The sequence below is a fragment of the Comamonas sp. MYb69 genome (genome assembly GCF_037479315.1).
GTDB lineage: Bacteria > Pseudomonadota > Gammaproteobacteria > Burkholderiales > Burkholderiaceae_C > Comamonas.
The window spans coordinates 206,678-231,798 of record NZ_JBBGZG010000008.1; the positions used below are offsets into that span (position 1 = coordinate 206,678).

24 protein-coding genes are annotated in these 25,121 nt (G+C 66.4%); 7 read left to right on the forward strand and 17 right to left on the reverse strand.

Going from position 1 to position 25,121, the window contains the following annotated elements:
• Positions 1 to 54: 54 nt before the first annotated feature.
• From WH303_RS13295 to WH303_RS13305, 3 genes are read left to right on the forward strand one after another with little or no spacing between them, the layout of a single operon-like run.
• Positions 55 to 753, forward strand: a complete 699-nt coding sequence (locus WH303_RS13295) for a response regulator transcription factor (RefSeq protein WP_339519056.1) — start codon at positions 55 to 57, stop codon at positions 751 to 753.
• Positions 743 to 2,212, forward strand: coding sequence for a sensor histidine kinase (locus WH303_RS13300; protein WP_339519057.1), 1,470 nt, complete (start codon positions 743 to 745; stop codon positions 2,210 to 2,212). Before WH303_RS13295 ends, WH303_RS13300 begins: the two co-directional genes overlap by 11 nt.
• Positions 2,199 to 2,624: an RNA-binding S4 domain-containing protein gene (locus tag WH303_RS13305; protein ID WP_239809138.1), complete on the forward strand. Its 426-nt coding sequence runs from the start codon at positions 2,199 to 2,201 to the stop codon at positions 2,622 to 2,624. Before WH303_RS13300 ends, WH303_RS13305 begins: the two co-directional genes overlap by 14 nt.
• A 44-nt stretch (positions 2,625 to 2,668) precedes the next feature.
• On the opposite strand, the gene WH303_RS13310 is transcribed toward WH303_RS13305, so the two are convergent.
• Genes WH303_RS13310 through WH303_RS13335 form a run of 6 tightly spaced genes read right to left on the reverse strand, consistent with a single transcriptional unit; the run spans position 2,669 to position 9,699 of the window.
• Complete coding sequence (locus WH303_RS13310) at positions 2,669 to 3,097, reverse strand: type IV pilin protein (RefSeq protein WP_339519063.1); 429 nt, start codon at positions 3,095 to 3,097, stop codon at positions 2,669 to 2,671.
• Between the two features lie 11 nt (positions 3,098 to 3,108).
• Positions 3,109 to 6,747: a pilus assembly protein gene (locus tag WH303_RS13315; RefSeq protein ID WP_339519064.1), complete on the reverse strand. Its 3,639-nt coding sequence runs from the start codon at positions 6,745 to 6,747 to the stop codon at positions 3,109 to 3,111.
• Positions 6,748 to 6,756: 9 nt separating this feature from the next.
• Positions 6,757 to 7,548 carry a pilus assembly PilX family protein gene (locus tag WH303_RS13320; RefSeq protein ID WP_339519065.1) on the reverse strand — a complete coding sequence of 264 codons (792 nt, stop codon included), beginning with the start codon at positions 7,546 to 7,548 and terminating at the stop codon, positions 6,757 to 6,759.
• Positions 7,545 to 8,444: a PilW family protein gene (locus WH303_RS13325; protein WP_339519066.1), complete on the reverse strand. Its 900-nt coding sequence runs from the start codon at positions 8,442 to 8,444 to the stop codon at positions 7,545 to 7,547. Before WH303_RS13325 ends, WH303_RS13320 begins: the two co-directional genes overlap by 4 nt.
• 1 nt (position 8,445) lies before the next feature.
• On the reverse strand, positions 8,446 to 9,144 hold the full coding sequence (gene pilV / locus WH303_RS13330) for a type IV pilus modification protein PilV (protein WP_339519067.1): 699 nt from the start codon (positions 9,142 to 9,144) through the stop codon (positions 8,446 to 8,448).
• A gap of 3 nt (positions 9,145 to 9,147) precedes the next feature.
• Positions 9,148 to 9,699, reverse strand: a complete 552-nt coding sequence (locus WH303_RS13335) for a GspH/FimT family pseudopilin (protein WP_339519068.1) — start codon at positions 9,697 to 9,699, stop codon at positions 9,148 to 9,150.
• A gap of 208 nt (positions 9,700 to 9,907) precedes the next feature.
• Between WH303_RS13335 and ribD the strand changes: the two genes are divergently transcribed.
• The gene (ribD, locus tag WH303_RS13340; RefSeq protein ID WP_339519070.1) at positions 9,908 to 11,032 is read left to right on the forward strand and encodes a bifunctional diaminohydroxyphosphoribosylaminopyrimidine deaminase/5-amino-6-(5-phosphoribosylamino)uracil reductase RibD; all 1,125 of its coding nucleotides are present in this window, start codon (positions 9,908 to 9,910) and stop codon (positions 11,030 to 11,032) included.
• Positions 11,033 to 11,156: 124 nt separating this feature from the next.
• On the opposite strand, the gene WH303_RS13345 is transcribed toward ribD, so the two are convergent.
• Positions 11,157 to 11,417: a hypothetical protein gene (locus tag WH303_RS13345; RefSeq protein WP_021025918.1), complete on the reverse strand. Its 261-nt coding sequence runs from the start codon at positions 11,415 to 11,417 to the stop codon at positions 11,157 to 11,159.
• Between the two features lie 248 nt (positions 11,418 to 11,665).
• On the opposite strand from WH303_RS13345, the gene WH303_RS13350 reads away from it, so the two are divergent.
• Positions 11,666 to 13,498 carry a phospholipase D-like domain-containing protein gene (locus tag WH303_RS13350; protein ID WP_339519072.1) on the forward strand — a complete coding sequence of 611 codons (1,833 nt, stop codon included), beginning with the start codon at positions 11,666 to 11,668 and terminating at the stop codon, positions 13,496 to 13,498.
• Positions 13,499 to 13,506: 8 nt separating this feature from the next.
• Here the strand turns inward: WH303_RS13350 and WH303_RS13355 are convergent, their stop codons facing one another.
• The 7 genes from WH303_RS13355 to moaE form a co-directional block, all read right to left on the reverse strand.
• Positions 13,507 to 14,502: a tRNA dihydrouridine synthase gene (locus WH303_RS13355; RefSeq protein WP_021025920.1), complete on the reverse strand. Its 996-nt coding sequence runs from the start codon at positions 14,500 to 14,502 to the stop codon at positions 13,507 to 13,509.
• 29 nt (positions 14,503 to 14,531) lie between these two features.
• Entirely contained in the window at positions 14,532 to 15,752 is a 1,221-nt protein-coding gene (locus WH303_RS13360) for a class I SAM-dependent methyltransferase (RefSeq protein ID WP_339519074.1), read from the reverse strand.
• A gap of 140 nt (positions 15,753 to 15,892) precedes the next feature.
• Positions 15,893 to 16,423, reverse strand: coding sequence for a GNAT family N-acetyltransferase (locus WH303_RS13365; protein ID WP_021025922.1), 531 nt, complete (start codon positions 16,421 to 16,423; stop codon positions 15,893 to 15,895).
• A 386-nt stretch (positions 16,424 to 16,809) separates the two neighbouring features.
• On the reverse strand, positions 16,810 to 18,285 hold the full coding sequence (locus tag WH303_RS13370; protein WP_339519077.1) for an aldehyde dehydrogenase family protein: 1,476 nt from the start codon (positions 18,283 to 18,285) through the stop codon (positions 16,810 to 16,812).
• A gap of 46 nt (positions 18,286 to 18,331) precedes the next feature.
• Positions 18,332 to 18,673, reverse strand: a complete 342-nt coding sequence (locus tag WH303_RS13375) for a hypothetical protein (protein ID WP_021025923.1) — start codon at positions 18,671 to 18,673, stop codon at positions 18,332 to 18,334.
• Between the two features lie 150 nt (positions 18,674 to 18,823).
• Positions 18,824 to 21,430: an ATP-dependent chaperone ClpB gene (clpB, locus tag WH303_RS13380; protein ID WP_021025924.1), complete on the reverse strand. Its 2,607-nt coding sequence runs from the start codon at positions 21,428 to 21,430 to the stop codon at positions 18,824 to 18,826.
• 234 nt (positions 21,431 to 21,664) lie between these two features.
• Complete coding sequence (gene moaE, locus WH303_RS13385; protein ID WP_021025925.1) at positions 21,665 to 22,141, reverse strand: molybdopterin synthase catalytic subunit MoaE; 477 nt, start codon at positions 22,139 to 22,141, stop codon at positions 21,665 to 21,667.
• Between the two features lie 199 nt (positions 22,142 to 22,340).
• Here moaE and WH303_RS13390 point away from each other — a divergent pair, with 199 nt between their 5' ends.
• Positions 22,341 to 22,592 carry a hypothetical protein gene (locus WH303_RS13390; RefSeq protein ID WP_027010667.1) on the forward strand — a complete coding sequence of 84 codons (252 nt, stop codon included), beginning with the start codon at positions 22,341 to 22,343 and terminating at the stop codon, positions 22,590 to 22,592.
• Positions 22,593 to 22,618: 26 nt separating this feature from the next.
• Positions 22,619 to 22,957, forward strand: coding sequence for a hypothetical protein (locus WH303_RS13395; protein WP_339519080.1), 339 nt, complete (start codon positions 22,619 to 22,621; stop codon positions 22,955 to 22,957).
• A 6-nt stretch (positions 22,958 to 22,963) separates the two neighbouring features.
• Here WH303_RS13395 and WH303_RS13400 read toward each other — a convergent pair whose 3' ends face one another.
• The 3 genes from WH303_RS13400 to mobB are packed head-to-tail and all read right to left on the reverse strand — an operon-like array spanning position 22,964 to position 25,081.
• Entirely contained in the window at positions 22,964 to 23,224 is a 261-nt protein-coding gene (locus tag WH303_RS13400; protein ID WP_445228284.1) for a MoaD/ThiS family protein, read from the reverse strand.
• A 4-nt stretch (positions 23,225 to 23,228) separates the two neighbouring features.
• Positions 23,229 to 24,461, reverse strand: a complete 1,233-nt coding sequence (locus WH303_RS13405) for a molybdopterin molybdotransferase MoeA (RefSeq protein WP_339519084.1) — start codon at positions 24,459 to 24,461, stop codon at positions 23,229 to 23,231.
• Between the two features lie 59 nt (positions 24,462 to 24,520).
• Positions 24,521 to 25,081: a molybdopterin-guanine dinucleotide biosynthesis protein B gene (mobB, locus tag WH303_RS13410; protein ID WP_339519086.1), complete on the reverse strand. Its 561-nt coding sequence runs from the start codon at positions 25,079 to 25,081 to the stop codon at positions 24,521 to 24,523.
• Between the last annotated feature and the right edge of the window lie 40 nt (positions 25,082 to 25,121).

Genomic DNA, 25,121 nt, shown 5'->3' on the forward strand with positions numbered 1-25,121 from the left:
GCTAGGGAAAACACCGAGCCCGGAGGCGCTGGGGAATTGGTGCACACTCCCGCCATGCACCTCTTGCTGATCGAAGACGACCCCACCATGCAGACCACCTTGCAGCGCACCTTGCGCCGGCGGGGCATGGAGGTCACGCCCATCACCGATGGCGGTGCAGCGCTGCCGGCCTGGCGCAAGCTCGAGCCCGATGTGGTGGTGCTGGACCTGAGCCTGCCAACGATGGACGGGCTGGAGATCATCGCCCAGGCGCGCAGCGAAGGCCTGGCCGCCCCGACCTTGATCCTGACCGCACGCGGCACCGTCGGCGACCGCATTCTGGGCCTGAACTCGGGCGCCGATGACTACCTGGCCAAGCCCTTTGACCTGGACGAGCTCGAAGCGCGCATCCGCGCGCTGGTGCGCCGCGCGCAGCCGCTGGTGGCCGAGCCCGCTGCACCGGCTGCGCAGCCCCCCGGCATGGCACTGCGCTATGACAAGGCCTCCGAATCGTTTTACTGGCGTGGCACGCTGTTTGAGCTGACACCACGCGAGGTGGCTTTTTTGCGCGTGCTGAGCCAGCCCATGGGCCAGGCCGTGACCAAGGAGCGCTTGTTCAGCGCCGTCTTTGCCGGCGAGAGCGATGTGCAGCTCGAAGCGGTGGAAGTGGTGGCCTACCGCTTGCGCAAAAAGCTCGCGCCCACGCATATGCAGCTGATGACATTGCGCGGCCTGGGCTACCTGCTCAAGCCCGGTGCCGCCGATGGTGCCTGACAGCAGCAAGGCCTCGGGCCGATCCCAGGCGCCGCGCATACGCTCGCTGCGCCGCAACCTGCTGCTGGGCATCCTGCTGCCCGTGGTGGTCTTCATCATCTACAACACCAGCAGCCTCTACCGCCAGTCGCTGCAGGCCATCAACACCGCTTACGACCGGAGCCTGCTCGCTTCAGCCAAGGTGATTGGTGAGCAGCTGACCGTGTCCGGTTATGACGACCTGGCGATTGTCGACTCCGCCGTGCCCTATTCGGCGCTGGAGGCCTTCGAGGCGGACAACCAGTCGCGGCTGTTCTACCGCGTCTCCAACATGAGCGGCGAGCTCATCGGCGGCTTTGCCGAGCTGCCCATCTGGCGCGGCCGCATTGCCCAGCAGCCGCCCTATGCCGCGCTGGTCGACTTCTACAATGCCGAGTTCCGGGGCATGCCCGTGCGCATGGCCGCCTTGCTGCAGCCGGTGGCCAGCGCCACCGGCCGGGGCATGGCCCTGATCCAGGTGGCAGAAACGCTGGAGATCCGCGAATCGCTGGCGCGCGACATTCTCTGGGGCACGCTGGTGCAGCAGGCCTTGCTGTTTGGCTGCATTGCCGCCGTGGTGGTCGCCGTGGTGCGGCGCGCCACCTTGCCGATTCTGCAGCTGAGCGACCAGCTCAATGCGCGCAGCGACCATGCCTTGCAGCCCCTCAAGACCCCGGCGGCGACGCCATCAGAAGTGCTGCCGCTGGTCGATGCGACCAACCGCGTGATGGCGCGGCTGTCGCACCTGGTGCAGCACCAAAAGCGCTTTGTGCGCGATGCCTCGCACCAGCTGCGCACACCGCTGGCGGTGCTCAAGGTGCAGGTGCAGTCGGCCCAGCGCGGCGATGTGGAGCCCGAGCAGGCGCTGCGCGAGATTGCCGCCACGGTGGACCGCGCCACCTTACTGGCCAACCAGATGCTGTCGCTCGCCAAGGTCGAGCAGCTGCACCAGTCCGAGCACCCCCAGACCGCCCACCTGACGGCCATCGTGCGCGACATGGTGATTGAGCTGTCGCCGCTGCTGGCCGACAAGAACCTGCAGTTCGAGCTGCAAAGCGACGAGGTGCTGCTGGCCGCCCACCCCTGGATGCTGCGCGAGCTGGTGCGCAACCTTTTGCACAATGCGATCCAGCATTCGCCGCCCGACGCACCGCTGCTGCTGCAGCTGACGCAACAAGGCCCGGCGGCTAGCTTGCGCATCAGCGACTGGGGCCCGGGCGTCAGCGCCGAGATGCAGGCGCGCCTGACCGAGCCCTTTGTCAGCGGCAACCTGCGCGACGGCTCGGGCCTGGGCCTGGCGATCTGCCACTCCATCGTGACGGCACTGGGCGCGCGCCTGTCACTGCACAACCGCCTGCACCAGGGGCTTGTCCAAGGTTTCGATGCTGTAGTAGAGTTCAAACCGAATGTCCAACCACCCGCCGAAGATGGCCCATACTGAGACCGACCAGACTCCCACCATGCGCATCGACAAATGGCTGTGGTGCGCCCGCTTCTACAAGACCCGCGCCATTGCCGTCGAGGCCATCCACAAGGGCCATGTGAAGGTCAATGGCACAGTCGCCAAACCCTCCAAGGAAGTGCGCGCGCAGGACACCGTCGAGCTGCTGCAGGCGCAGACACCGCGCACCGTTGCCGTGCTCGGCATGGCGGCCACCCGCGGCCCCGCCCCGGTGGCCCAGCAGATGTACGAGGAAACGGCCGACAGCATCCGCCAGCGCGAAGTGCTGAGCGAGCAGCGCCGCCTGGCGCCCGAGCCTGCCAACAGCCTGCAGGCCGGCCGCCCCACCAAGAAAGACCGCCGCGACATGCAGGAGCTGCGCAGCTGGAACGACCGCTGGAGCGCGCAATAGGCGCGCTTCGTCGGGCGCATGCGGTGACCTGAGCCGCCAGCAGATCAGCGCCAGCAATCGGCGGTACTGCTGCCCTGCGCCAGCTGCAAATTGCCCTGCCGGCCATCCTGGGTCAGCGTGTAGTTGCCGCAGCGGTCCCGCTGCTGTGGCCCCTGCCGGCGCATTGCCACCAGGGTGTAGCGCGCAGCACTGTTGCCTTCGGCAAAGCCGATGGTGTAGCGCTTGTCGGGCAGGTCCTGCCAGCTAAGCTGGGTGGGCAGCTCCAGCGGATAGACACCATTGGCCGTCGCGGCACGCTCCAGCCACTGTGCGGCCTGAAAAAGCCCCGTGCGGGCCTCCGTGCGGTGGCCCCGGCGCAGGTATTCGCTGTAGCTGGGCCAGGCCACCGCGCTCAGGATGCCGATGATGGCCAGCACCACCATCAGCTCCACCAAGGTCCAACCTGCGCGCGCCGTAAAAAGATGTTTTCGCATGGTTCCCCCTTTCATCGCGCCTGGCGCCAGGTGGGCCGGATCGGAACTTCGGGCAGGTCGCGCAGCGATTCACCATCGATGCGGATGCGCTGCTGGCCCTCGTCATCGCGCACGCGCAGCAGCGCATGCGGGCCCGCGCCCAGCGACATGCGCGAGGCCTGGCCATCGGCCTGCGGATCAAAGAGCCCATCGCCATCGGTATCGAGCAGCTGCAAGCGCGGCCGCAGGCCATCGATGCTATTGAGCAGGCTGAAAAACTGGCGTTGCGCTGTGCCTGGCGCGGGCTCGCAACGCTCATCGCCGGGCTCGCCCTGGGCGCCATGGCTGGCATGCGCCGGCACCTCGCTGATCACCGCCAGCAGGTTGCTGCCGCTGTAAAAGCGCAGGGGCTGCAGCAGGCGCTCGCCTGCCTCGGGCAAATCCAGGAACCAGCCCCGGTGGCGGCTCCAATCGAGCGCATCGGCGCCTTCGCTTTCGTCAGTGCGCCAGAACATGCGGCGGTCGCTGCTGCGCGCCTGCACGGGGCGGGGGCTGATGCGGCGCTGCAGCAGCTGGCTGTGCGCCACCGGCCCGGGCAGATCGGCATCGCCGCCCAGCGCCGACTGGCAATCCGCATCGGCCACGGAGGCGCAGACCGCCACCCGCTCACCGCGCTCGCCCACGCGTTTGTAGCGGCTGGTATCGAGCACCGCATACAGGCTCTGCACGCTGTCGTCTTGCGGATCCTGGCGGCTGGCATTGCGGCCGGTGCCAAAGGCGACCACCAAGCCACCGACGGGCACCTGGCGCTGACCACCCGCCTGCTGCAGGCTGCGCAGGCGGTCATTGCTGCGCACCAGCGGTGCGGTGCTGATGGGCTGGGGCTTTGTGCGCTGGCCTGGCGTGCTGCGCTGGCCCCCGCGCGCTTGGTACAGCGGCACGCCCATGGTCGACTGGTTGCTGGTGGTGGCCGCCATTGCGCCCCACTGCGCCACACCCCATTCGCGGTCATCGTCTGCGTTGATCAGAAACTTCCAGAGATTGCCCTGGTTGTCGCCGGCATAGACCACATCGGGACGGCCATCGCCATTGATATCCACCAGCCTGGGCGCAGACAGGCCGTTGTCCTCCAGCTGGCTGCAATGGGGCTGGGGCGGCGTTTGCTGCCTGCAGGCCTGCGCCGATGCATTGCCGGTCGCCACCAAGCGCAGCAGCTCACGCCCGCCATCGAGGTACTGGATCAGCAGCACCGGTCTGCCGTTGGCGCTGTTGTAGCCATTGCCCAGCACCAGCGCCCAGCGGCCGTTGTTCAGTTGTGCGATCTGCGTTGTACGCTGCGGGTCGATGTCGTCGCGGGACGGGCTGGCGGTGATATGGCCGATATCGGCAAAGGCCTCGGCCAGCTGTGTGCAAGCCTGCAGCGCGGCGCCCGTCTCCGCATCGCAGCGCGGCGCAGATTCCGTCGCATGCCAGCTGCGGTCCATCAGCACCCGCTCTGCCGCCTGCGCCTCGGCAAAGGCCGTCTCCGGTTCAGTGACATCGAGCACAAAATAGCCCTTGCCCCCGGCGCCCAGGGTGCCCACCAACAAGCTGCGCCAGCGCGGGCTGCTGGCGCTGCCCAGGTTGGCATCGCCGGCCAGCGGCGAGCCATCGACAAAATAGCGGTGCTGGCCATCGTAGGCCGGGCTGGTCAAGCCCTGCAGGCTGGGGATCACGCCCCGGGGCACATAGGCTATTTTTTCCTCGCCCGTATGGGCCGAGAAGCCGTGCAGCATGCCGTCATTGCCGCCGACATAGAGCATCGGCAGGCGGTTTTGGTGGCGCAGCACAAAGTCCAGATAGCTCGCCTCGTGGTAGCGGGCCGAAGGCTTGCCCAGGTACCAGATTTGCGAGTTCACAATATCGCCTTGGCGCGAATGCCGGTTGCGCAGGCTGCCGCCATGCTGCGCCTCATGCCTGCGCTCGCCACGCAGGTAGTTAAGGCGCTGCTCACCGCTGGCCTGGCCTTGCGCGCCATCGGCAGGGCCTTGCAGGGCCCGCTTGTGCGCAGCGCTCCAATGGCTCTCATCGGCCGCCCAGCGAAAAGGCACGCCGCGCTGCTGCACATCGCCCCAAGTCAGCACCATGCGCTGCTGCCAGGCGATGGCATCGAGCTTGTCCGCCGTTGTCTGCCCACCCCAGCCGGGCGCCGGCTGCAAGCGGCCATCACTGCCAATCGCCTGCGCTTGGATGGCGCCGGACCAGGCCCGGCCCGGGTCGTAGCTGGCGCTGAACAGCAAGGCATCCTGCGCAATGGCCTGGCTGGCGCTGACGGCCACTGTGCTGGCTGTGGCGGCGCCCAGCGCGCCACCTGCATGCGGGGCCTGTATATCGGCCAGGATACTGCGCAGCGCAGCCGCTACATCTTGGCCATGGGCCGCCGCATAAAAACGGCCCCGGCCATTGAGCGCCGCATGCCACAGATCCAGCGCGCGCACGCCCTCGCCCTGCGCCTGCATATCGGGCCAAACGGCATCCCCTTTGGCCAGCGCTGCAAAGCTGCCGTCAAAGCCCAAGGGCAGTTGCTGCGTAGGCGCCAGAATCTGCGGCGCGCCGGGCCAGGTGCTGGCATCCAGGCCGATGCCGACCGTATAGGTCTGCAGATGCGGCCAGCTGGCAGGGTTGTAGCGCGGGTTCCAGTAGCGCTCCAGCACGGCAGGCTGGCCGCCGCCATCGGCAAAACGCTCGCGGGGCGGTGCCTGGCGGTAATCGGAGTCAGGTGCCAGACTACCGCTCAGGCCTGCCCGCTGCAAGGGGTCGGCCCAGCTGCGAAACGCCCAGTCGGCCAGGGTGCTCGGCACCGCATCGCTGTAGAGCTGGGTGGCAGCCCTTTGCGCGGCGCTGCCACTGCCGTAGACCTGGCCATCGGGCAGGACCTTGGCACGGGTGTGGTCGTCTTGCGCACCACCGGTGGCCGGGCCAGCCCAGCGGCTGCCCGCCAGCACAATGTGGTAGTTGCGGCGGCAGCCCAGGTAGGTATTGCTGGCGCCGGTGGCAGCGCCCGGCTGGCTGGCCCAGGGCCCTTGCGGGCTGAGGGGCCGGCGCAGGTAGGCATCGGCCTGGCCGAGCAGGTGGTGCAGGTCACTGCTGTGGCCGGTACGGAGCGAATCGGCAAAGGCCAGAAATTGCTGGCGATGGCGGCCCTGCAGCGCCTGCATGCCGTTGGTGGCCAAACGCGGGCTGTTGACCGTGCTGGCCCCGGGCCTGCGCCGCTGGCCTTGTACCATGCCACCGGGCCCGCCACCAGGCGCAGCGCCATGGTTCCACATCGCCTGCCAGGCCAGGCGAATGGCGCCATCGGGCAGCTGCTGCCCATCGCCCAGCACATCCTTGAGCGCATGGCGCAGCACGGCGATGCGCTGTGCCCGCGCATCCCAGCGGCCGTCGCCATCCGGCGCGGTGATGCTGGCAACACCTTGCTCGGCGCTACCCATGCGGCGCTGCATGGCGGCAGAGTCATCGATGGAGACGATGACATTGGGCGCCACCCAGGCGCTGGCACCGCCGGCAGGCGCGGTGGCCAGCTCCAAGGGCCAGGCAGCAGCAGGCAGCAGCGCCAGGCTGAGCAGCGCAGCCTGCCGCTGGCTTGCGGAATTGGGCAGTACAACCCAGCTTGGTCTTGTGCCATCCATAGCTGCCTCTCAGTCTTTGCGCCGGGGGCGGGCGTAGCTTTGCTCCAGCACCACCAGGGAATCGGGCTTTCTGCCAAAGGCCACCGCAGTGATGCGGTAGACCACATGCGGGCTGAGCCCTGCGAGCTCCAGCTGGTGGGCGGGCGCATTGCTGATCAGCCCGGGCTTGCTGTCGATATAGGGAATGACTTCGATCCAGTACCAGCCGCCGGCGTCAGGCGCCGTCCGGTCCGCCAGGATGGGATGGGCCGGGCGGTCTGCATCGCCCAGCTGCGCGCCGGTGTACTGGCCATAGCGCGCGCCGGTGCCGGCCCGCAGCAGCGCAAACAGGTCCTGCTCACCCGCGCGCCGGCCAGCCGTGCCTGGCGCCGGCGCATTCCAGATATCCTGGCGGCCCACCCGCTTGGCACAGAGCGCCTCGATGCAGCGCTGCGGCTGGGCACTGAGCCGGGCCAAAAACACCGGCAAGTCGGCGTTCTCCAACGGCACCCTGGCGGTGCCGGCGCGGCGGCACACCTGGGCCGAGGCGCCCCGGGGCAGGCCGCCATGGGCACAGGGCCGGCCATCGGCCCGCTCGCCACGGATATCCAGTTCGGCATCGTGCAGCAAGGCCTCTGCGGCCTCAAACGCCCGCTGGTAGTCGGCATCGTTGCCGGCCACCAGCTCGCCATACCAGGCCGTGCGCGCCGACCACAGGACCAGCAGCATCGACAACATGCCAAAGACCAGCACCGTCAACAAAGCTGCGCCCCGGGCGCGATGCCGGCCCTGGCAATAGCGGGCGTGGCGGGGGCTTGTCATAGGCTGCCCTGGCTGCGCAGCTGAAACAGGTTGCGAAAGCTGCGGTGCATGCGCCCTTGGCGCGCGCCGGGCAGGCCGGCCAGCTCCACCCATTCACCGTCGCAGCCGGTGTAGCCGCTGACGGCAGGCAGTGGGCCGGACTGGCGGCCAAACAGCACCAGGCAGACCTCGACCGCCACGACCTGCGACCAATCGCCGCTGGCCTGCTGCGCATTGACGTACTGCAGCTGCGGTTGCGCCGTGCCCGCCGCCTGCATACGCAAATAGCGCAGGCGAAAGGCCGCCACGTTGTCGACCAAGGGCTGCGGCGATGCAGCGGTATCGTTGCCGCCACAGCGCAGCACCTGACCACGCAGACTGAAGTGCGATTCCAGCCGCAGATCGGGACTGGCATCCACCGGCCCGCCCAGGCAGTTGCGCGCCTGCGCAGCCAGACCGGACTGCGCAAAGACGGGCTGCTTGTAGCGCCGCAAGCCGGCCGCCAGGCTGCTATCGCTGCCCCGCAAGGCATCGGCGCGCGGCGCATAGCCACGGGCGCTGCCCGCCGCGGGGGCTGCGGTCTCAAAAGCCGCTGGCGTCAACGCAGCGCTGAGCGAGGGGTCCGCAGCGGCGGGCAGCTGCAGGTTCAGGTACAGGCTGCCCGATGGGCGCAACTGCTGGCCGATGACGCGCAAGGCATAGCTGGCTTGCTGCTGCAGATGGCTGGCGTCGCTCACGGTGCCCGCCAGGCTGCGCGAGGTCAGCAAGGCCACACTGGCCGCAGCCACCACCAGCAGGCCCAGCGCCAGACCCACCATCAGCTCGACCAGGCTAAAGCCAAGCTGCCCGCGCCCCCTTGCACGGCAGCGCCCGCCGACCCGATCCAACGCCCACAGGGGATGGAGGGGATGCGGCATCTCAAGTCCCCCCGCAGTGGTAGTGCAGCGCGCTGCCCATGCGCTCTGCTGTGCAGCGTGCGTTCAAGGCCAGGTACTGCAGATGGCAGCTGTAGCGCAGATCGCCATCGCCATCCTGGCAGACCACCTCGCCGCCGCGTTCATCCACCGCATCCGCGCCCCGGCCCTCGCCGACACTGCGGGTGGCATCGACCAGGTCCCAGTACAGCGCCGGATCGGTGCCACCTTGCGGGGCATGCGTGCTGTCGCGCCAGCGGACCATCACGCCCAGCTGGCGCCGGTTGGCGTCCACCTCTTCGCCGGGTGCGAGAAAAATCCGGGATTGCCCCAGCGGCAAGCTGCGCGCCACCTGCAGGCGCCACTGCGCCAACTCATGCTGGGCCAGCTCAGCGGCGCTGCAAGCCTGCGCCGCGCAAGACCTGGCCTGAGGGGCTGGTGCTGCATCCTGCCAATCGCTCAGATAGTGCTCCAGCTGGTCCCAGGCATGGGGGTTGGCGCGTATGCGCTCGCCCAGGTCTTCGATCAGGCGAATGGCCTGCACACGCCGGGTACTGGTCTGCACATCGGCCAGCGTGCGCAGCTGCATGGCCAGCATCGCCAATACGCCCAGAACCAGCACCACCAGGGCCACCAGTGACTCCAGCAAGCTGATGCCGCCTGAGAGGGAGGCCTGCGGGTGGGTGGGCACGGCAATGCGCATGGCTTAGCTCCTGGAGCTGCAGCCGGGGCCGTCAACGACCCGTACGCGGCCGCCCCGGCTGGTGCACAGGCCCTTGGTGGCCGGGTGCTCTACCGTTTTCCCCTCCGGGAGCAGTGCAAAGGCAAAACCGGCTACGGGCATGCCCCAGCGGTCAAAGCGGATACCTTCACCCAGGCTGTTGCGCTGCACCTGCAGGCCCGGCGGCGTTTCAAAGCGCTGCAGCACCGGCGCATCGTCGGCGCACTGCTGCTGGCCCAGCGCATGCACACAGACCTGCCAGCCACAGCTCCAGTCACTGCTGCTGGCCTGGGCTTGGCAATGGCCGCTGTCGGCAATCCTCTGCAAGGCGACCAGGCCACTGCGTTTGATCGCTTCGGAGCGCGCCAGAAATACCGCCGAATGCATGGCCTCCAGCGACTGCCGCACACGCCAGCGCTGCAGCAGCCCGCTCGCACTGGGCACGGCCAGGCTCGCGATAATGGCCAGCACGCTGACCACCACCATCAGCTCGACCGCGGTCAGCCCGCTGTGCCCGCGCCCGCGTTGATACTTCAATAAATTATTTAAAACTATTGAATTCATGCGATTGATTATTTAATCTTCAGCCGGCGGCGTAAAGCCTTTTTCGATTTAAAAATTAAATGCGCTTGGGCGGACAGCATTGCCAATACAGAGCCGGCGCGGTGTTGCGCCGATAATCAGCCAGCGGGCCTGAGCCTCCATGCCCTGCCCCTCCGTACCAGCCCTATTGCGACCAAGCTCCATGACTGATCAACACCTGCAAACCGCGCTGGAACTGGCTGCCAGCGCCCTGTTCATTACCTCCCCCAATCCCCGCGTCGGTTGCGTGCTGGTTGCCGCCGATGGCCAGGTCATCGGCCAGGGCCACACCCAGCGCGCGGGGGGGCCGCACGCGGAAATCATGGCCTTGCGTGATGCGGCGGCCCGTGGCCACAGCACCGCAGGCGCGACCGCCTATGTCACCCTGGAGCCCTGCGCACACCAGGGCCGCACGGGGCCTTGCTGCGATGCGCTGGCCGCCGCCGGTGTGGCCAAGGTGGTGGGCGCCATCACCGATCCGAACCCGCTGGTCGCGGGCATGGGCTTTGGCCGGCTGCGCGCCGCTGGCGTGGAGGTCGTGGTCTGTGCGCCGGAAGACGGTGGCGATGTCGCACGCGAATTGAACATTGGCTTTTTCATCCGCATGGTGCGCAAGCAGCCCTGGGTGCGGCTCAAGGCCGCCATGTCACTCGATGGCGCAACCGCCTTGGCCGATGGCAGCAGCCAGTGGATCACTGGCGAAGCCGCCCGGGCCGATGGCCACCACTGGCGCGCCCGGGCCTGCGCCATCCTGACGGGCGTGGGCACCGTGCTGGCCGATGACCCGGCGCTGGATGTGCGTTATGTGGAGACACCACGCCAGCCGCGCCTGGTGGTGCTGGACAGCCAGCTGCGCACCCCCCCGCAGGCCCGCATTTTTGCAGCAGAGCGCGAAGTGCTGGTCTACACCCACAGCGAAGACAGCGCGCGCCAGGCAGCGCTGCAAGCGGCGGGCGCCACCATCGTGCGCCTGCCCGGTCATGCCTCCGCAGGTCCCAACGCCCGCATCGACCTGGCGGCCTTGATGCAAGACCTGGGCAGACGGGAAGTCAACGAGCTGCATGTCGAAGCGGGCGGCATCCTGAATGGCGCGCTGCTGCAGGCAGGCCTCGTCGACGAGTGCCTGCTCTACCTGGCACCCAAGCTGCTCGGCCAGGGCCTGCCCGCGTTTGCCGGCATGGCGCTGCAAAAGCTGGACCAGGCGCCCGCCTTGGACATCCGCTCGATCGAGCCCTTGGGCGCCGACCTGCGCGTGCTCGCCCGGCTCCAGGGCCATGGGGTCTTCTGATTCAAGCGCATTAGAGCCTCTCACACGACCCAGCAAACCGAAGGTTTGCGGTTGAGACGAGGCGCCAAGCCGCAGGCAGTACAGGCGTACGACAAGGCTTGGTAACGACGTATCAAGGGTGGTGTTAGGGGCTCTTGGCGTAGCCCAGGCAGGCGCCCGCATTGGGCAGCCCCTTACATTCACGCAGCAGGCGGCGGTCGCGCTCGGCCAGGGTTTCGGCACTGCTGCTGCGCTGGCGTTTGACTTTGACTCTGGCCTTGGCCGGTTTTTTGGACGCCTGCGTGGCCTCGGTATTTTTCTTGCGCGCGGCCCAGGCGCTCTCGGGCGGCATGGCCATGGCCGCCAGCAGCAGCACCAGTGTGGAAAAGCGCAGTGATCGCAGCATAAGCAGGCCTCCTATTGGCTATCGATGTCCATCTCCCCAATGCTTTCAACAATCCTAGCGGCAGGTCTGCAGCAACGGTCCGGGCACAAACCCTGCTGAGCGGCCACCCCGCTTGCCGCGGCGTTGCTGCGCCACGACGCAGTAGCGCCATCTGGCTGTACGACAGCACCGCCAAAGCAGCCACGCGGCCACCGCAATGGCCTGCGCTCACGCACAATAGCGCCAGCCCACTGATTGAACCTGCCGCCATGCTGCCTGCTTTGCTGACCTCTGCCCTGTCTCCGTTGCGCCCCTCCGAGACAACCTCCTGGCCCCAGTTGCAGCGCGGGCTGGTGATGGTCTGCGCGGCCGTGCTGCTGGCCGGATGCGCCAGCAAGCTGCCGACCCAGGTGGACAGGCCGGTCTCATCGGCCCAGCCGCCAGCGGCCAGCAGCCCGCTGGTGCAGATCAGCCAGCAGCGCCAAAAGGCCGAGAGCAAGGCCGGGCCCGGAGTGTCGGGCTTCGAGATACTGGCCGGCGCGCAAGCTGCTTACGGCGCGCGCCTGGCACTGGTACAAGGCGCCAAGCACACGCTGGATGTGCAGTACTACGCGATCCATGCCGATGCCAGCACCGCGCGCCTGCTCGAAAGCGTGGTGAATGCCGCGCGCCGGGGCGTGCGCGTGCGCGTGCTGCTCGATGACTTCCATGGCACCGGGCGCAATGCGCAGGTGATGCGCCTGGCTTTTGAGCCCAACATCGAGATGCGCATGTTCAACCCGCTGCCCGGTGACCGCGACTCGCCGATCAGCCGCATGTGGAACGCGGCCACCGATTTCCAGCGCGCGCAGCAGCGCATGCACAACAAACTGTTTTTGGCCGACAACGTGATGGGCATCATGGGCGGGCGCAACCTGGGCGATGCCTATTTCGACAACGACGAGAGCTCCAACTTCTTGGACACCGATGTGCTCGTCATGGGCCCGGCCGTGCGGGATCTGTCGAGCAGCTTTGACAGCTACTGGAACAACGAGCGCGCCTACCCGGTGCAGTCGCTGATCAGCAAAAAGACCTTGGAAGACATGCAGCAGGCCTACCAGGCCCGCCAAAGCAAAGGGGGCGATGACGATGCGGCGAATGCGGCATCCGAGCCCGCTGCCCGCAACAGCAGCGGCGGCGCCCTGCCCTCGCCGCCCGATGGCGAGCCGCGCCCGGGCGGCGCAATCTCCGACGAGCAGCGCGAGCGCGCCTGGGACATGCAGCCAGTGGACCTCCAGACCGTTCCGCTGGTCTGGGCCCATTCGGTGGTGATGGCCGATGCGCCCAGCAAGATACCGGCGGTCGACTCCGACGGCCAGACCAACCCGCTGAGCGCCGCACCTGGCGTGCTGGACAACAAGCGCCTGGCGCAGCTGCGGGCGCTGGCAGAAACGCGCAACCCCGGCCACAGCCCCAGCGCCGATTCAGTGGTCGATGGCCTGGTGCAACTGCTGGGCTACGCCAAAAAGGATTTGCTGATCGTCTCGCCCTACTTTGTGCCCGGCGAATCGATGCGCCAGGCCTTCAAGGATGCCGTGCAGCGCGGCGTGCGGGTGCGCATCCTGACCAACTCGCTGTCCTCCAACGATGCGCCCATTGCCCATATCGGCTATGCCCGCCACCGCGAGACCTTGCTGCGCGACGGGGTCGAGCTGTACGAGCTGGTCAGCGACGAGAGCGACTTGCGCGCCGCCTTTGGCCTGGGCAGCGGACAGAACAGTTTTCGTGAAGGGCGGCGTGTGATGCTGCACAGCAAGGTGCTGGTGCTTGACGGCCAATTGCTGGTCGTGGGTTCGATGAACCTGGACCAGCGCTCCAAGCTGCAAAACACCGAGATCGCCGTGCTGGTGCGCAGCCGCAAGCTCTCGGGGCAGGCCGCTGGCATGATCGAGAAGGGCCTGGAGAGCGCCGCCTGGCATGTGGTGCTCAAAGACGGCAAGCTGCTGTGGCAGGCACCGCAGAACACGCGGCTGAAGGACCAGACCACCGAGCCCGATGCCAGCCTGCCGCTGCGGCTGATGCTCAAGATCATCAGCCCCTTTACGCCTGACTCTTTGCTTTAAGCGCTGATTTAAACAGCTGCTTCCACCTGCGTCTGCTGCTGCAAGTCATCCAGCCACACGGTGATCGCTGCCTGGTCCGTCATCACCCGCACATGCTGGTAGGCGTCCTCGGCCTCGGGGAAGGCCCGGCGCATCAGGTTGAGCCACTGCTTTAAGCGGCCAGCGCGCTGGCGCGGCTCCAGGTCCTCGCAGACCAGCTGCCAAAAGCGCAGCAAGGCGGGCAGCAGATCCGGCCATTGCACATCGCGCATGCCCGCGGGCAGCGGCAGGCCATCACGCTCGGCAACGGCCTTGCGGATGCGCCAGGCCAGGCCCGGGTCGGCCACAATGCCACGGCCCAGCATCAGGTCCTGGCAGCCGGATTCGGCCTGGCAGCGCAAGGCGTCCTCCACGGTCCAGATCTCGCCATTGGCCACGACGGGGATGTGCACCGCCTCGCGGATCCGCGCAATCTGGTCCCAGTAGGCAGGCGGGCGGTAGCCATCGAGCTTGGTGCGGCCATGCACAACCAGCTCGCAGGCGCCCGCCTCCTGCATCGCCAAGGCGCAGTCCAGCATCAGCGCCCGGTCGTTAAAGCCCAGGCGCATCTTGGCCGACACCGGCATGGCGGCGGGCACAGCGCCGCGCACCGCGCTGACCACCGCATGGATGGCGGCCGGGTCCTGCAGCAAGGCCGCGCCACCGCCATGGCGGTTGACCACCTTGGCCGGGCAGCCAAAGTTCAGATCGATCCCCTCGGGCGACAGCGCCGCCAGCTGCACCGCATTGGCCGCCATGCTGGCGGCATCACTGCCCAGCAGCTGCGCGCGCACCGGGGTGCCGGCTGCCGTGCAGCTACCGTTGCGCAACTCAGGCATGGTGCGCAGGTAGACCTTGTCGGGCAGCAAGCTGCCGGTGATGCGGATGAACTCCGACACGCAGCGGTCGGCGCCGCCAATGCTGGTGAGCACATCGCGCAGCACAAAGTCGAGCAGGCCCTCCATGGGCGCAAGCAACAAGCGCATGTGGGCCCCCGTTCAGACCATCAGGCCGATCACCAGGCCACCTGCAGGCGCCACAGCGTGGTCATCTCGGCCGCGCGGGCCTGGTGCAGCGGGTTGCTGCCATCCTGGGCCTTGGGGTGGCGCGGGCGGATGTGGTTCTTGCCCACCACCTGCAAGCCGGCCTCGGCGATCCAGCTGAGCAGCTCCTCGCGGCTGCGCAGGCCCAGGTGCTCGGCAAAATCGGACAGGATCAGCCAGGCCTCGCCACCGGGCACCAGATGGGCGGGCACTCCGGCCAGAAAGCCGCGCAGCATGCGGCTGCCTTCGTCATAGACGGCGCGCTCGACTGGCGCGCTGGGCTTGGCAGGCACCCAGGGCGGGTTGCAGACCACCAGCGCGGCCTTGCCTTCGGGGAACAGATCGGTCTGCGCCAGCTCCACGCGCTGGTCCACACCCAGGCGCTCCAGGTTTTCCTTGGCGCAGGCCAGGGCACGCGGGTCGGTATCGGTGGCCAGCACCTTCTGGATGCCACGGCGCGCCAGCACGGCAGCGATCACGCCGGTACCGGTGCCGATGTCATAGGCCAGCGACTGCTTGGCCAGCGCGGTGGGCAGCGGCGCCTGCGCAATCAGGTCGACATACTCGCCGCGCACCGGCGAGAACACGCCGTAGTGCGGGTGGATGCGGTCATAGCCCTTGGGCGCCAGCTTGGCCAGCGCGGGGATTTCCACGCCTTTTTTGCGCCATTCATGGGCGCCCACCAGGGCCTGCAGCTCGCGCAGCGACACCACCTGGGGCTGGTCGCCTGCGGGCGCGCCCCAGGCGTCGATACAAGCGGCCTGCACCTCAGGCGCGCGGCGCAGGTGGATGGCATATTGCGGGTCCAACTCGATCAGCACCATCGACAGCACGCGGGCGCGCTGCGCCTGCAGCTGGCGCTGCTGGTGGAAGGGCAAGGCCAGCTGCGGCGTGGGCATGCCGGCCACCGCAGCGGCAGCGGGCTTTTTCTTGGCCTTGCGCTCGCCGGTCTTGTCCAGACGGCGCGTGAGCGACTGCAGCAGCATGCGGGCATTTTGAAAGTCACCGCGCCACAAGAGCGCCGTGCCCTCGCAGGCCAGCCGGTAGGCCACATCGGCGGGCAAGGTGTCATCGGCCAGCACCACGCGGGCGGCGGCGGCCGCACCGCGCTCGCTGCGCCAGCGCGCGCTGCGTGCATCGCCGCCTTCCTCCCAGTGGATGGTGGGCAAACTCTCTGGCTGGGCAGTGGTCATACAAAAGGCTTTCTGGGGCAGTGCGGCAAGGCGCCAGCTGCCAAGGGGGAAAAACAAAGAGGCCGTCCAAGACGGCCTCTTGAGAGCAAGGCTGCCCCGCCCTGCCTGCGCAGGGCCGGCGCATGCCCGGCCAGCAAGGATCAGCGGTTCATCAAGGAGCGCTGCATGCGCACTTCTTCGATCTTGATGGCACCGACGGTGGCCGTCTTGGCGGTCGACATCTCGCGCTTGAAACCGGCAGACTCATGGAAGCGCAGTGCGCGCTCGTTGCGCAGTGGCACCCAGGCGGTCACCGAGGTGCAGCCTTCTTCGGACAGGCCATCACGCGCCGCATCCCACAGTGCCACGCCCACGCCCTGGTCCCAGTGGGTAGGGGCAGCATAGATCGCCCAGATCTCACCGGTGGTGGGGCGGGTCTTGGCATCGCGCGAGCGGTCAAAACCGATGAAGCCGACGATCTTGTCGTTTTCAACGGCCACTTGCACCTGCGGCTCGCAGTATTCGATGGCTTCGCGCCAGTAAGCCTGGCGCTTTTCGACGGAAGAGATGGACTTCAGTTGGTCATCGGGCAAAACACCGCGATAGCTCTCCACCGAAGCGGCGGCATGGATTTGGGCAATGGCTTTGGCATCACGGAGAGTTGCGGGACGAACCTGGATAGTTTCAGACATGGATAACCGAAAACAAAAATCAATGAATTAACCAAAAAGCACGTATATCTCGTCGTACACTGCGACCATCACGCCCGGCCGGGTGTCAAGTGGGGATGGAGCACCCTGAGGCTCAACATCCACCCACCTGCAACACACCATGGCTCACGCAGCATCAGCAGGCAACAAGGCACTGCTGAAGGCTTTTTTAAGGGCATATGGAAGAGTCAGCGCGTGAACAGCGCGCTAGAGAGTATGGTGCGCGAAAGCCCGCCATTGTCTCACTCCTGACATCATTTGGGTAGCCCCACAATAGGCTTGTAGGTCAATTTGTGCAGGGGTTTGCAAATGACTGCATTTGCGCTAGGCGTTTACCCGAAGGGTGCCCCTGCCTACAAATCAAGGTCTTAGCGCATAAAGCTGCGACCGAGCCACCGCATCAGGCCATCAAAGCGCCGGCCATAAGGCGGATAGAGCCATGTAGCCGCTGACCAGGCACCTTGACACAGCACAGGCTTGCCATGAGAAAAGCGCATGAATCCATGGTAGCCATGCAGCGCGCCCCAGCCGCTCTTGCCCCAGCCGCCAAACGGCAGGGCCCCATGGGCAAACTGCAGCAGGCAGTCATTCATGCACATGCCAGCAGCCCGCACGCGCTGCGCCACATCGCGGCCCTGGCGGCGGTCCTGGCCAAACCAGTACAGCGCCAGCGGTATCTCGCCATGGTTGATCGCTGCAATCGCCTCCTCGCGGTCGTCGTACTGCAGCACCGGCAGCACCGGGCCAAAGATTTCCTCCTGCATCAGCTGCATCTGCGCGCCCACCCCCAGCACCAGCGCCGGCACCAGCTGGCGGCTGATGCCGTCGCCGATACGGCTTTGGGACACCTCCTCCCCACCGCCTGCCAGGCGGATCACCTGGGCACCGGCCTGCTCGGCCTGGGCCAGCATGCCCAGCAGCCGGCTGGCATGGGCCGCATGGATGACCGAGGTGTAATCGGGGTTGCCCTGCAGCTGCGGGTACATGCGCTGCACGGCCTGGGTATAGGCCTCGACAAAGGCGGCAGCGCTGCTGCGCGGCAGCAGCACATAGTCGGGCGCAATGCAGGTCTGGCCGGCATTGAGCAGTTTGGCATGGGCAATCTTGCGCGCCGCGTCCTGGATATCGCAGCTTTGCTCCAGCAGGCAGGGCGATTTGCCACCCAGCTCCAAGGTGGTGGGCACCAGTTGGTTGGCAGCGGCCAGCGCCACCTTGCGGCCGGTAGCCGCCGAGCCGGTGAACAGCAGGTGGTCCAGCGGCAGGGCCGCCATCTCGGCTGAAGCCCCGGCGTCACCCGCCAAAAGTGCCACCTCGTCATCGGCGAAATAGCTGGGCAGCAGCTCGGCGAGCAGCGCCATGGTCTGCGGCGTGTATTCGCTGGGCTTGATGATCACGCGGTTGCCCGCAGCCAGCGCGCTGACCAGCGGCCCCAAGGACAGCAGCAGGGGATAGTTCCAGGGAGCGATCACTCCGATGACGCCCAGCGGCATGGGCTGCACCCAGGCGCGCGCAGGCCAGAAATGCCAGGGCGTGGCCTCGGGCCGGGGCGCTGCCCAGCGCCGCAGAGCGCCCAGCGCCTGGCGCAGCTGGCTGTACAGCGGCAACAATTCCGTCAAGGTCGTCACCCGGGCCGAGCGCTGGCCAAAATCGGCCTGCACGCTGGCGCACAGCCGCGTCTCGTTGTCCTGCAGCAGCTTTTGCAGCCGCAGCAAGCGCTCGCGCCGCAGCAGCAGCGGCGTATCGGCCTGCGCGCGGCTGGCCGCACGCATGGCCTCAAAACGGCTGTGCAACTCGCTCACATCCATAGCATGGCCCCATAAAAAAACCCGGTCTGCATCAGGCACAACCGGGCTTTGTACACAAGGCAGGCCGCAGCCTGCGTCAGGTCAGTCAGTGTTGTGAACGGATTTCACGAGGCTCCACGTCCGTCACATCGATCACGGAAGCGCGCATGCCCGAGGGGCTGGCAGCCGATTCAGCAGCGCGTGCACCCTTGTTGGCCGACCAGCGCGCCGTGCTGCGGTAGACCGTGGTCCAGCCCGAAGCGGGGTTCATCTTGAACGCGAAAGGCACCACAGGTTTGCCGGTGACTTTGGCCCATAGCAGGCGCACAGCCCAGAGCATGGCAGCGATTGCGGCCACCACCATCAGACTGACAAAAAACACCAGACCAGCCAGCACCATCGCAATACGCAAAGTCCAGCTCACCACAGTTGCCAACAACTCGTTCAACGCACTTCCTTTCATCGCTGTATGACAGCGCTTGCTACCCATGTTATGCCGATGCCAGGCTTTTTCAAGCCCCCTGCACTGTCAACAAGCATATCGCAGCGTAAAGATGGTGGGCCATGCATGGTTATGCATGGCCCACCGCCAAGGGCATTACTGCACATCGGCCTTGCCAAAATGGAACTCGCCCGGTGCCTGCACCGGATCCACGGTCACGGGGATACGGCTCTTGGGCGGGTAGACGCCTTCGAGCAGCAAGCGCGACAGCGGGTTCTCGATGCGCTGCTGGATCGCCCGCTTGAGCGGCCGTGCACCAAACACCGGATCAAAGCCCACCTTGGCCAGCTCGGCCATCGCCGCATCGGACACCTCCAGATGCAGGTCCATCTTCGCCAAGCGGTTTTCGAGCTGGTGCAGCTGAATGCGTGCAATCGACTCGATGTGCTGGGCGTCGAGGCCATGGAACACCACGGTTTCATCGATGCGGTTGAGGAATTCGGGCCGGAAATGGTTTTTCAGTTCCCCCCAGACCGCGTCTTTTACATCCTCATACGATTCGCCGACCATCGCCTGGATCAGCTGCGAGCCGATATTGCTGGTCATCACGATCACGGTGTTCTTGAAGTCCACCGTGCGGCCCTGGCCATCGGTGAGGCGGCCGTCGTCGAGCACCTGCAGCAGGATGTTGAACACATCGGGGTGGGCCTTTTCCACCTCGTCGAGCAAGATCACGCTGTAGGGCTTGCGGCGCACGGCCTCGGTCAGGTAGCCGCCCTCGTCATAGCCCACATAGCCCGGGGGCGCACCAATGAGGCGCGAGACCGAGTGCTTCTCCATGAACTCGCTCATGTCGATGCGGATCAGGTGGTCTTCGCTGTCAAACAAAAAGCCCGCCAGCGCCTTGCACAGCTCGGTCTTGCCCACGCCGGTGGGGCCCAGGAACAGGAAGGAGCCGGTGGGCCGGTTCGGATCGGACAGGCCCGAGCGCGAGCGGCGGATGGCGTTGGACACCGCAGAGATCGCCTCATCCTGGCCGACCACGCGCTCGTGGAGCTTGTCTTCCATGCGCAAGAGCTTGTCACGCTCGCCCTGCATCATCTTGGAGACCGGGATGCCCGTGGCGCGGCTGACCACCTCGGCAATTTCTTCGGCGCCCACTTGCGTGCGCAGCAGCTTGTGGCCCTTGTCCTTGGCCCCTTCGCTTTTCTCGTCGGCCTGCACTTCGGCCAGCTGTTTCTCCAGCGCGGGCAGCTTGCCGTACTGCAACTCGGCGACCTTGTTGAAGTCGCCGCTGCGCGTGGCTTCCTGGATCTGGAAGCGCACCTGGTCGAGCTCCTTGCGCAGTTGCTCCGAGCCCATCGCATCGGCCTTCTCGGCCTTCCAGATCTCTTCCATATCGGCGTATTCACGCTCGATCTTGGACAGGTCCTCTTCGATCAGCGACAGGCGCTTTTGCGAGGCCTCGTCCTTTTCCTTCTTCATCGCCTCGCGCTCGATCTTGAGCTGGATCATGCGGCGCTCAAGCTTGTCCATCACCTCGGGCTTGGAGTCGATCTCGATCTTGATCTTGGCCGCTGCCTCATCAATCAGGTCGATGGCCTTGTCGGGCAGGAAGCGGTCGGTGATATAGCGTGCCGACAGCTCGGCCGCAGCGACAATCGCCGGGTCGGTGATGTCCACGCCATGGTGGGCTTCGTACTTTTCCTGCAGGCCGCGCAGGATCGCAATGGTGTCTTCCACCGAGGGCTCATTGACCAGCACCTTCTGGAAGCGCCGCTCCAGCGCCGCATCCTTTTCGATGTACTTGCGGTATTCGTCCAGGGTGGTGGCGCCAATGCAGTGCAGCTCGCCCCGCGACAGCGCAGGCTTGAGCATATTGCCCGCGTCCATCGCACCATCGGCCTTGCCGGCGCCGACCATGGTGTGGATCTCGTCGATGAAGAGAATCACCCGGCCCTCTTCCTGCGCGACTTCCTTGAGCACGGATTTGAGCCGCTCTTCAAAGTCCCCCCGGTACTTGGCGCCCGCGAGCAGACCGGCCATGTCCAGCACCAGCACCTTCTTGTCGCGCAAGGTGTCCGGCACTTCGCCCGCCACAATGCGTTGGGCCAGGCCTTCGACGATGGCCGTCTTGCCCACGCCGGGCTCACCGATCAGCACAGGGTTGTTCTTGCTGCGGCGCTGCAGCACCTGGATGGTGCGGCGGATCTCGTCATCGCGGCCAATGACCGGGTCGAGCTTGCCCAGCTTGGCGCGCTCGGTCAGGTCCAACGTGTATTTCTTCAAGGCTTCACGCTGGCTTTCGCCGTCGGCGCTGTCCATGGCTTGGCCGCCGCGCACGGCGTCAATCGCCGCTTCCAGTGCCTTGCGGCTCAAGCCCCCCTCTTTGACGATACGGCCGGCCTCCCCCTTGTCATCGGTGAGCGCCAGCAAGAACAGCTCGCTGGCATAGAACTGGTCGCCGCGCTTGATGGCTTCCTTCTCGGTGGCCTGCAGCATGCGCTGCAGATCGGGGCCTACCGTGACCTGGTCCTGGCCTTGCACCTGCGGCAGGCGCTTGATCGCGTTTTCTGCGGCCGTGCTCATCGCCGTGGCATTGGCGCCTGCGCGCGCCAGCAGCGATTTGGGGCCATCGGGCTGGCGCAGCATGGCTGCCAGCACATGGACCGGGTCGATATAGGCGTTGTCATTGCCCAGGGCCAACGATTGGGCGTCGGCCAGCGCTTCTTGAAATTTGGTTGTCAGTTTGTCGATTCGCATGAATGTTCCCCACTCAACAATTGTTACTGGGGAATATTTTGCGCTGGACGCCGTATTTTCAAGAACCTCGCCGCACATATAGCTTCTGTCGGCCCACGTCGCCAAGTGCTGTGCGCCGTCTCCTACGCCCTGCGAACATTGCAGCAAGGCGGCCGCGCTCCCCGCACCCATTGCAGCAGCTATAGGGCTGAGAAAGCTTGCGCCCGGTCAAGGCCGCTGCAATGGGCCCGTTTTTTAGCTTTGGCGCTGGGGCAGGCCCCATCGCGCCATCGCCGCCTCGTCGCTGACGCGGGCATCGACCCAGCGCGCGCCCTCCGGCGTGTCTTCCTTCTTCCAGAATGGCGCTTCGGTCTTGAGGTAGTCCATCAAGAACTCGCAGGCCTGGAAGCTCTCGCCCCGGTGCGCCGAGGAGACGGCGACCAGCACAATCTGCTCGCCAGGCGCGAGCAGCCCCACGCGGTGGATGATGCGGGCGCCAAAGATGTCAAAACGCTGGCTGGCGGCCTCGACCATCTGGGCGATCGATTTTTCCGTCATGCCCGGGTAGTGCTCCAGCTCCATCGTCGCCACCTCGCTGCCCGCATTGCGGTCGCGCACCGTGCCGACAAAGCTGCAGACCGCGCCGATGCGGCCATCGGCGGCGCGCAGCAGGCGCAGCTCCTCGCTCACATCAAAGTCAGCGGTCTGGACGGCGATATGGGTGTGCAGCATGGCGGTATCTCGGCGAAAAAAGCATCAAGACCGAAGCCTAGCATGCCCACCGGGCCTGGCTGCAAACCATGGCAGGCCACCCCAGCTTCGCGATTGCGGCACACTGGTGGCCCTCTGCAAGCTTTGCGCTGCTGGAATGCCCGCATTCCAGCAGCTGCCCGCGCGCTTGCAGGACCTGTTTTCTCTTTGGATGCTTTCCATGCCCAGTCAGACCCTGAATGCCCACGGCTTCCTGCTCTACCCCAATCCGCGCAACCAGCACCGGATTGTGTTCGAGCACCACGTGTTCGTGCCCTACCCTTACGCGATCATCGACATCCCGGCGATGGACCTGGTCGGCAAGACCAGCGTCTATGCCGCCTGCCGCGAGAGCGACAAGAAAATGGGCCAGGTCGTGACCTTTGAGCTGGAAGAAGATGTGGCCCGCTTTGAAAAGCGCTTTACGCCCTGAACACGCACACCACCTGAGCCACTCCCATGCAAGACGGCAGCCAGATCTTTGTCCCTGATTCCTTCATCGCCCTGTTCCAGGGCCGCAACCAGCGCCTGCGCCAGCCGCTCGATGAGATCGCCCAGCGCTATGAGCTTTGCGAAGACCTGGCGCAGATGCTGGTCGAGCAGGCGCAGATCCTCTACCACCAAAGCGCGCCCTCCGAGAGCGCCATCCTGCAGACCATCTACAGCGGCCTGCAGACGCCGGACGCCGGCGTCTGCGCCGAGGAAGCCCGCTGGTTAGTGCTGCGCCTGGCCGAACTGCTGGAATGGAAAGCGCCCGAGCTGCTGCTGCCCAGCCCCGCAGAAGATGGCGCTATCTAAAGCTTCTTAACCGCCCGTCACTGGCGGAAAAAACGCCACCTCGGCACCCGCCTCCAGCACCGTGCTGTCATCGCTGAGTACCTGGTTGACGGCGGTGCGCACCGCGCGCCCCCGAGCCAGGCAGCTGGCATAGGGCTCGCCGCGTGCCAGCAGGGCCTCGCGCAGCTCGGCGACGGTGCCGGCCTCGGTGGCAAAGGCCTCGCTGCCGCTGCCAATGGCCTCGCGGATACTTGCAAAATAGCGCAGTTGCAAAGTCTTCATCGTCATCTCCTCAGCCCAGCAGCTGGGCAAAGGGCACAAAGCGCACGGTGTCGCCCTGCGCAATCGTCTGGCCGGGCGGGTTGTCGACCAGGCCATCGGCCCAGACGGCCGAGGTCAGCACACCCGAGCCCTGGTTGGCAAAACGCTCCAGCCCGCCTTGCGCATTGACGCGCACCCGCAAGAATTCGCGGCGCTTGTCGGCTCTCGGCCAGTCAAAATCGGCGCGCATATCGATCGCCTGCGGCGCCAGCGCCTGCACGCCTTGCAGGCGCAGCAGAAAAGGCCGCACCAAGAGCGCAAAGGTCACAAAACTGGAGACCGGGTTGCCCGGCAGGCCGATGAAATGGGCCTGGCCCACGCGCCCATAGGCAAAGGGCTTGCCCGGCTTGACGGCAATGGCCCACAGGTCAAGGCTGCCCAAGGCCTGCACGGCCGGCTTGACATGGTCTTCCTCACCCACCGACACGCCGCCACTGGTCAGCACCAGGTCGCTGTGCTGCGCCGCCGTCTGCAGCGCGGCCACGGTGGCCTCGTAGCTGTCGGGCACGATGCCCAGGTCGCGCACCTCGCAGCCCAGGCGCTGGAGCATGGCGCGCAAAAAGAAGCGGTTGCTGTTGTAGATGCTGCCCAAGGGCAGGTCCTGGGGCGCCACCTCGCCGGGCATGACCAGCTCATCACCAGTAGAGAACAAGGCCACGCGCGGGCGGCGGGCCAGCGGCAGGCGCGCACAGCCCATGCTGGCAGCCAGGCCCAGCTCGGCCGGGCCCAGGCGCGTGCCAGCGATCAGCACCGTGCTGCCCAGCTGCATGTCTTCGCCACTTTTGCGGATGTTCTGCCCTGCCTTGACCGCCGCATTGATCTGCACCCGGCCATCGTCCAGCAGGCTGCATTCTTCCTGCATCACCACGGCATCGGCGCCCGCAGGCACCGCGGCCCCGGTAAAGATGCGGGCGGCGGTGCCCGCTGCCAGCGGCTCGCCGATGCTGCCCGCTGCAATGCGTTGGCTGACCGGCAGGGCCAGTGCGGGCCCGCTCAGGTCGGCGGCGCGCAGCGCATAGCCATCCATCGCGCTGTTGTCGAAAGGTGGCACTTGCAAGCCAGCGACCAGGTCCTGCGCCAGCACGCGGCCGTCGGCATCAAAGGTGTCCAGCAGTTCGTGGCCCGCCAGCGGCTGGGCATGGGCCAGCAGCTCGGCCAGGGCGGCATCGAGGGATTTCAGAGGGGGACGGGACTGGCTGTTCATTCAATCATTCCTTGGGTTGTCGGCCGCCTTTAGGCTGGCCGAACATCGACACGGGCCGCTTAGCCGGCGGTATCGATCGCAAAAACACCGGGCGGGGTATAGGCAAAGCGGGCGCTGTGCGCCAGCAGCCACTGCGCCACGGCAGCGGGCGCATCGCGGGGCAGCAGCGGCAGGGCCGTGGCGGGCAACAGCTCGCGGGCGGGTGACAGCACCACCGCCTGCACGGCCGCATCCTGCGGGTAGAGCGGCGCCTTGCCGTTAGCCTCTGGCGCATTGGCCAGCACCTCCAGCTTGGGCAGGTCGCAGTCCTTGAAGCCCTCCACCAGCACCCAGTCCACCTGGCTGTCGAGCTGGGCGATCAGCGCATGCACATCGGGCTCCTGCGTCTTTGGCAGCTCGCGCATCAGCACCACGCGCTGGTCGGAGGCAGCCAGCACCTCGTAGGCGCCGGCCTGGCGGTGGCGCCAGGTGTCCTTGCCAGGGGTGTCGATGTCAAAGCGGTGGTGGGCATGCTTGATGACCGACACCTGCTGGCCCTGCGCAATCAGTACCGGGATGACCTGCTCGATCAAGGTCGTCTTGCCACTGCCCGAATAGCCTGCAAAACACACGACCTGCATACCCGCCTCCTTGATGATTCCACGGCCGGCCTCGGCACCC

Excerpts from the sequence above, each read along its gene's own strand:
- mobB (WP_339519086.1), bottom strand. The coding sequence starts at position 25,081 with ATGCAGGTCGTGTGTTTTGCAGGCTATTCGGGCAGTGGCAAGACGACC.
- WH303_RS13305 (WP_239809138.1), top strand. The coding sequence starts at position 2,199 with ATGGCCCATACTGAGACCGACCAGACTCCCACCATGCGCATCGACAAA.
- WH303_RS13360 (WP_339519074.1), bottom strand. The coding sequence starts at position 15,752 with ATGACCACTGCCCAGCCAGAGAGTTTGCCCACCATCCACTGGGAGGAA.
- clpB (WP_021025924.1), bottom strand. The coding sequence starts at position 21,430 with ATGCGAATCGACAAACTGACAACCAAATTTCAAGAAGCGCTGGCCGAC.
- WH303_RS13345 (WP_021025918.1), bottom strand. The coding sequence starts at position 11,417 with ATGCTGCGATCACTGCGCTTTTCCACACTGGTGCTGCTGCTGGCGGCC.
- WH303_RS13310 (WP_339519063.1), bottom strand. The coding sequence starts at position 3,097 with ATGCGAAAACATCTTTTTACGGCGCGCGCAGGTTGGACCTTGGTGGAG.
- WH303_RS13325 (WP_339519066.1), bottom strand. The coding sequence starts at position 8,444 with ATGCCGCATCCCCTCCATCCCCTGTGGGCGTTGGATCGGGTCGGCGGG.
- moaE (WP_021025925.1), bottom strand. The coding sequence starts at position 22,141 with ATGCTGCACACCCATATCGCCGTCCAGACCGCTGACTTTGATGTGAGC.
- WH303_RS13300 (WP_339519057.1), top strand. The coding sequence starts at position 743 with ATGGTGCCTGACAGCAGCAAGGCCTCGGGCCGATCCCAGGCGCCGCGC.
- WH303_RS13400 (WP_445228284.1), bottom strand. The coding sequence starts at position 23,224 with ATGACGATGAAGACTTTGCAACTGCGCTATTTTGCAAGTATCCGCGAG.
- WH303_RS13320 (WP_339519065.1), bottom strand. The coding sequence starts at position 7,548 with ATGACAAGCCCCCGCCACGCCCGCTATTGCCAGGGCCGGCATCGCGCC.
- ribD (WP_339519070.1), top strand. The coding sequence starts at position 9,908 with ATGACTGATCAACACCTGCAAACCGCGCTGGAACTGGCTGCCAGCGCC.
- WH303_RS13405 (WP_339519084.1), bottom strand. The coding sequence starts at position 24,461 with ATGAACAGCCAGTCCCGTCCCCCTCTGAAATCCCTCGATGCCGCCCTG.
- WH303_RS13395 (WP_339519080.1), top strand. The coding sequence starts at position 22,619 with ATGCAAGACGGCAGCCAGATCTTTGTCCCTGATTCCTTCATCGCCCTG.
- WH303_RS13315 (WP_339519064.1), bottom strand. The coding sequence starts at position 6,747 with ATGGATGGCACAAGACCAAGCTGGGTTGTACTGCCCAATTCCGCAAGC.
- WH303_RS13390 (WP_027010667.1), top strand. The coding sequence starts at position 22,341 with ATGCCCAGTCAGACCCTGAATGCCCACGGCTTCCTGCTCTACCCCAAT.
- WH303_RS13350 (WP_339519072.1), top strand. The coding sequence starts at position 11,666 with ATGCTGCCTGCTTTGCTGACCTCTGCCCTGTCTCCGTTGCGCCCCTCC.
- WH303_RS13365 (WP_021025922.1), bottom strand. The coding sequence starts at position 16,423 with ATGTCTGAAACTATCCAGGTTCGTCCCGCAACTCTCCGTGATGCCAAA.
- WH303_RS13355 (WP_021025920.1), bottom strand. The coding sequence starts at position 14,502 with ATGCGCTTGTTGCTTGCGCCCATGGAGGGCCTGCTCGACTTTGTGCTG.
- pilV (WP_339519067.1), bottom strand. The coding sequence starts at position 9,144 with ATGCGCATTGCCGTGCCCACCCACCCGCAGGCCTCCCTCTCAGGCGGC.
- WH303_RS13295 (WP_339519056.1), top strand. The coding sequence starts at position 55 with ATGCACCTCTTGCTGATCGAAGACGACCCCACCATGCAGACCACCTTG.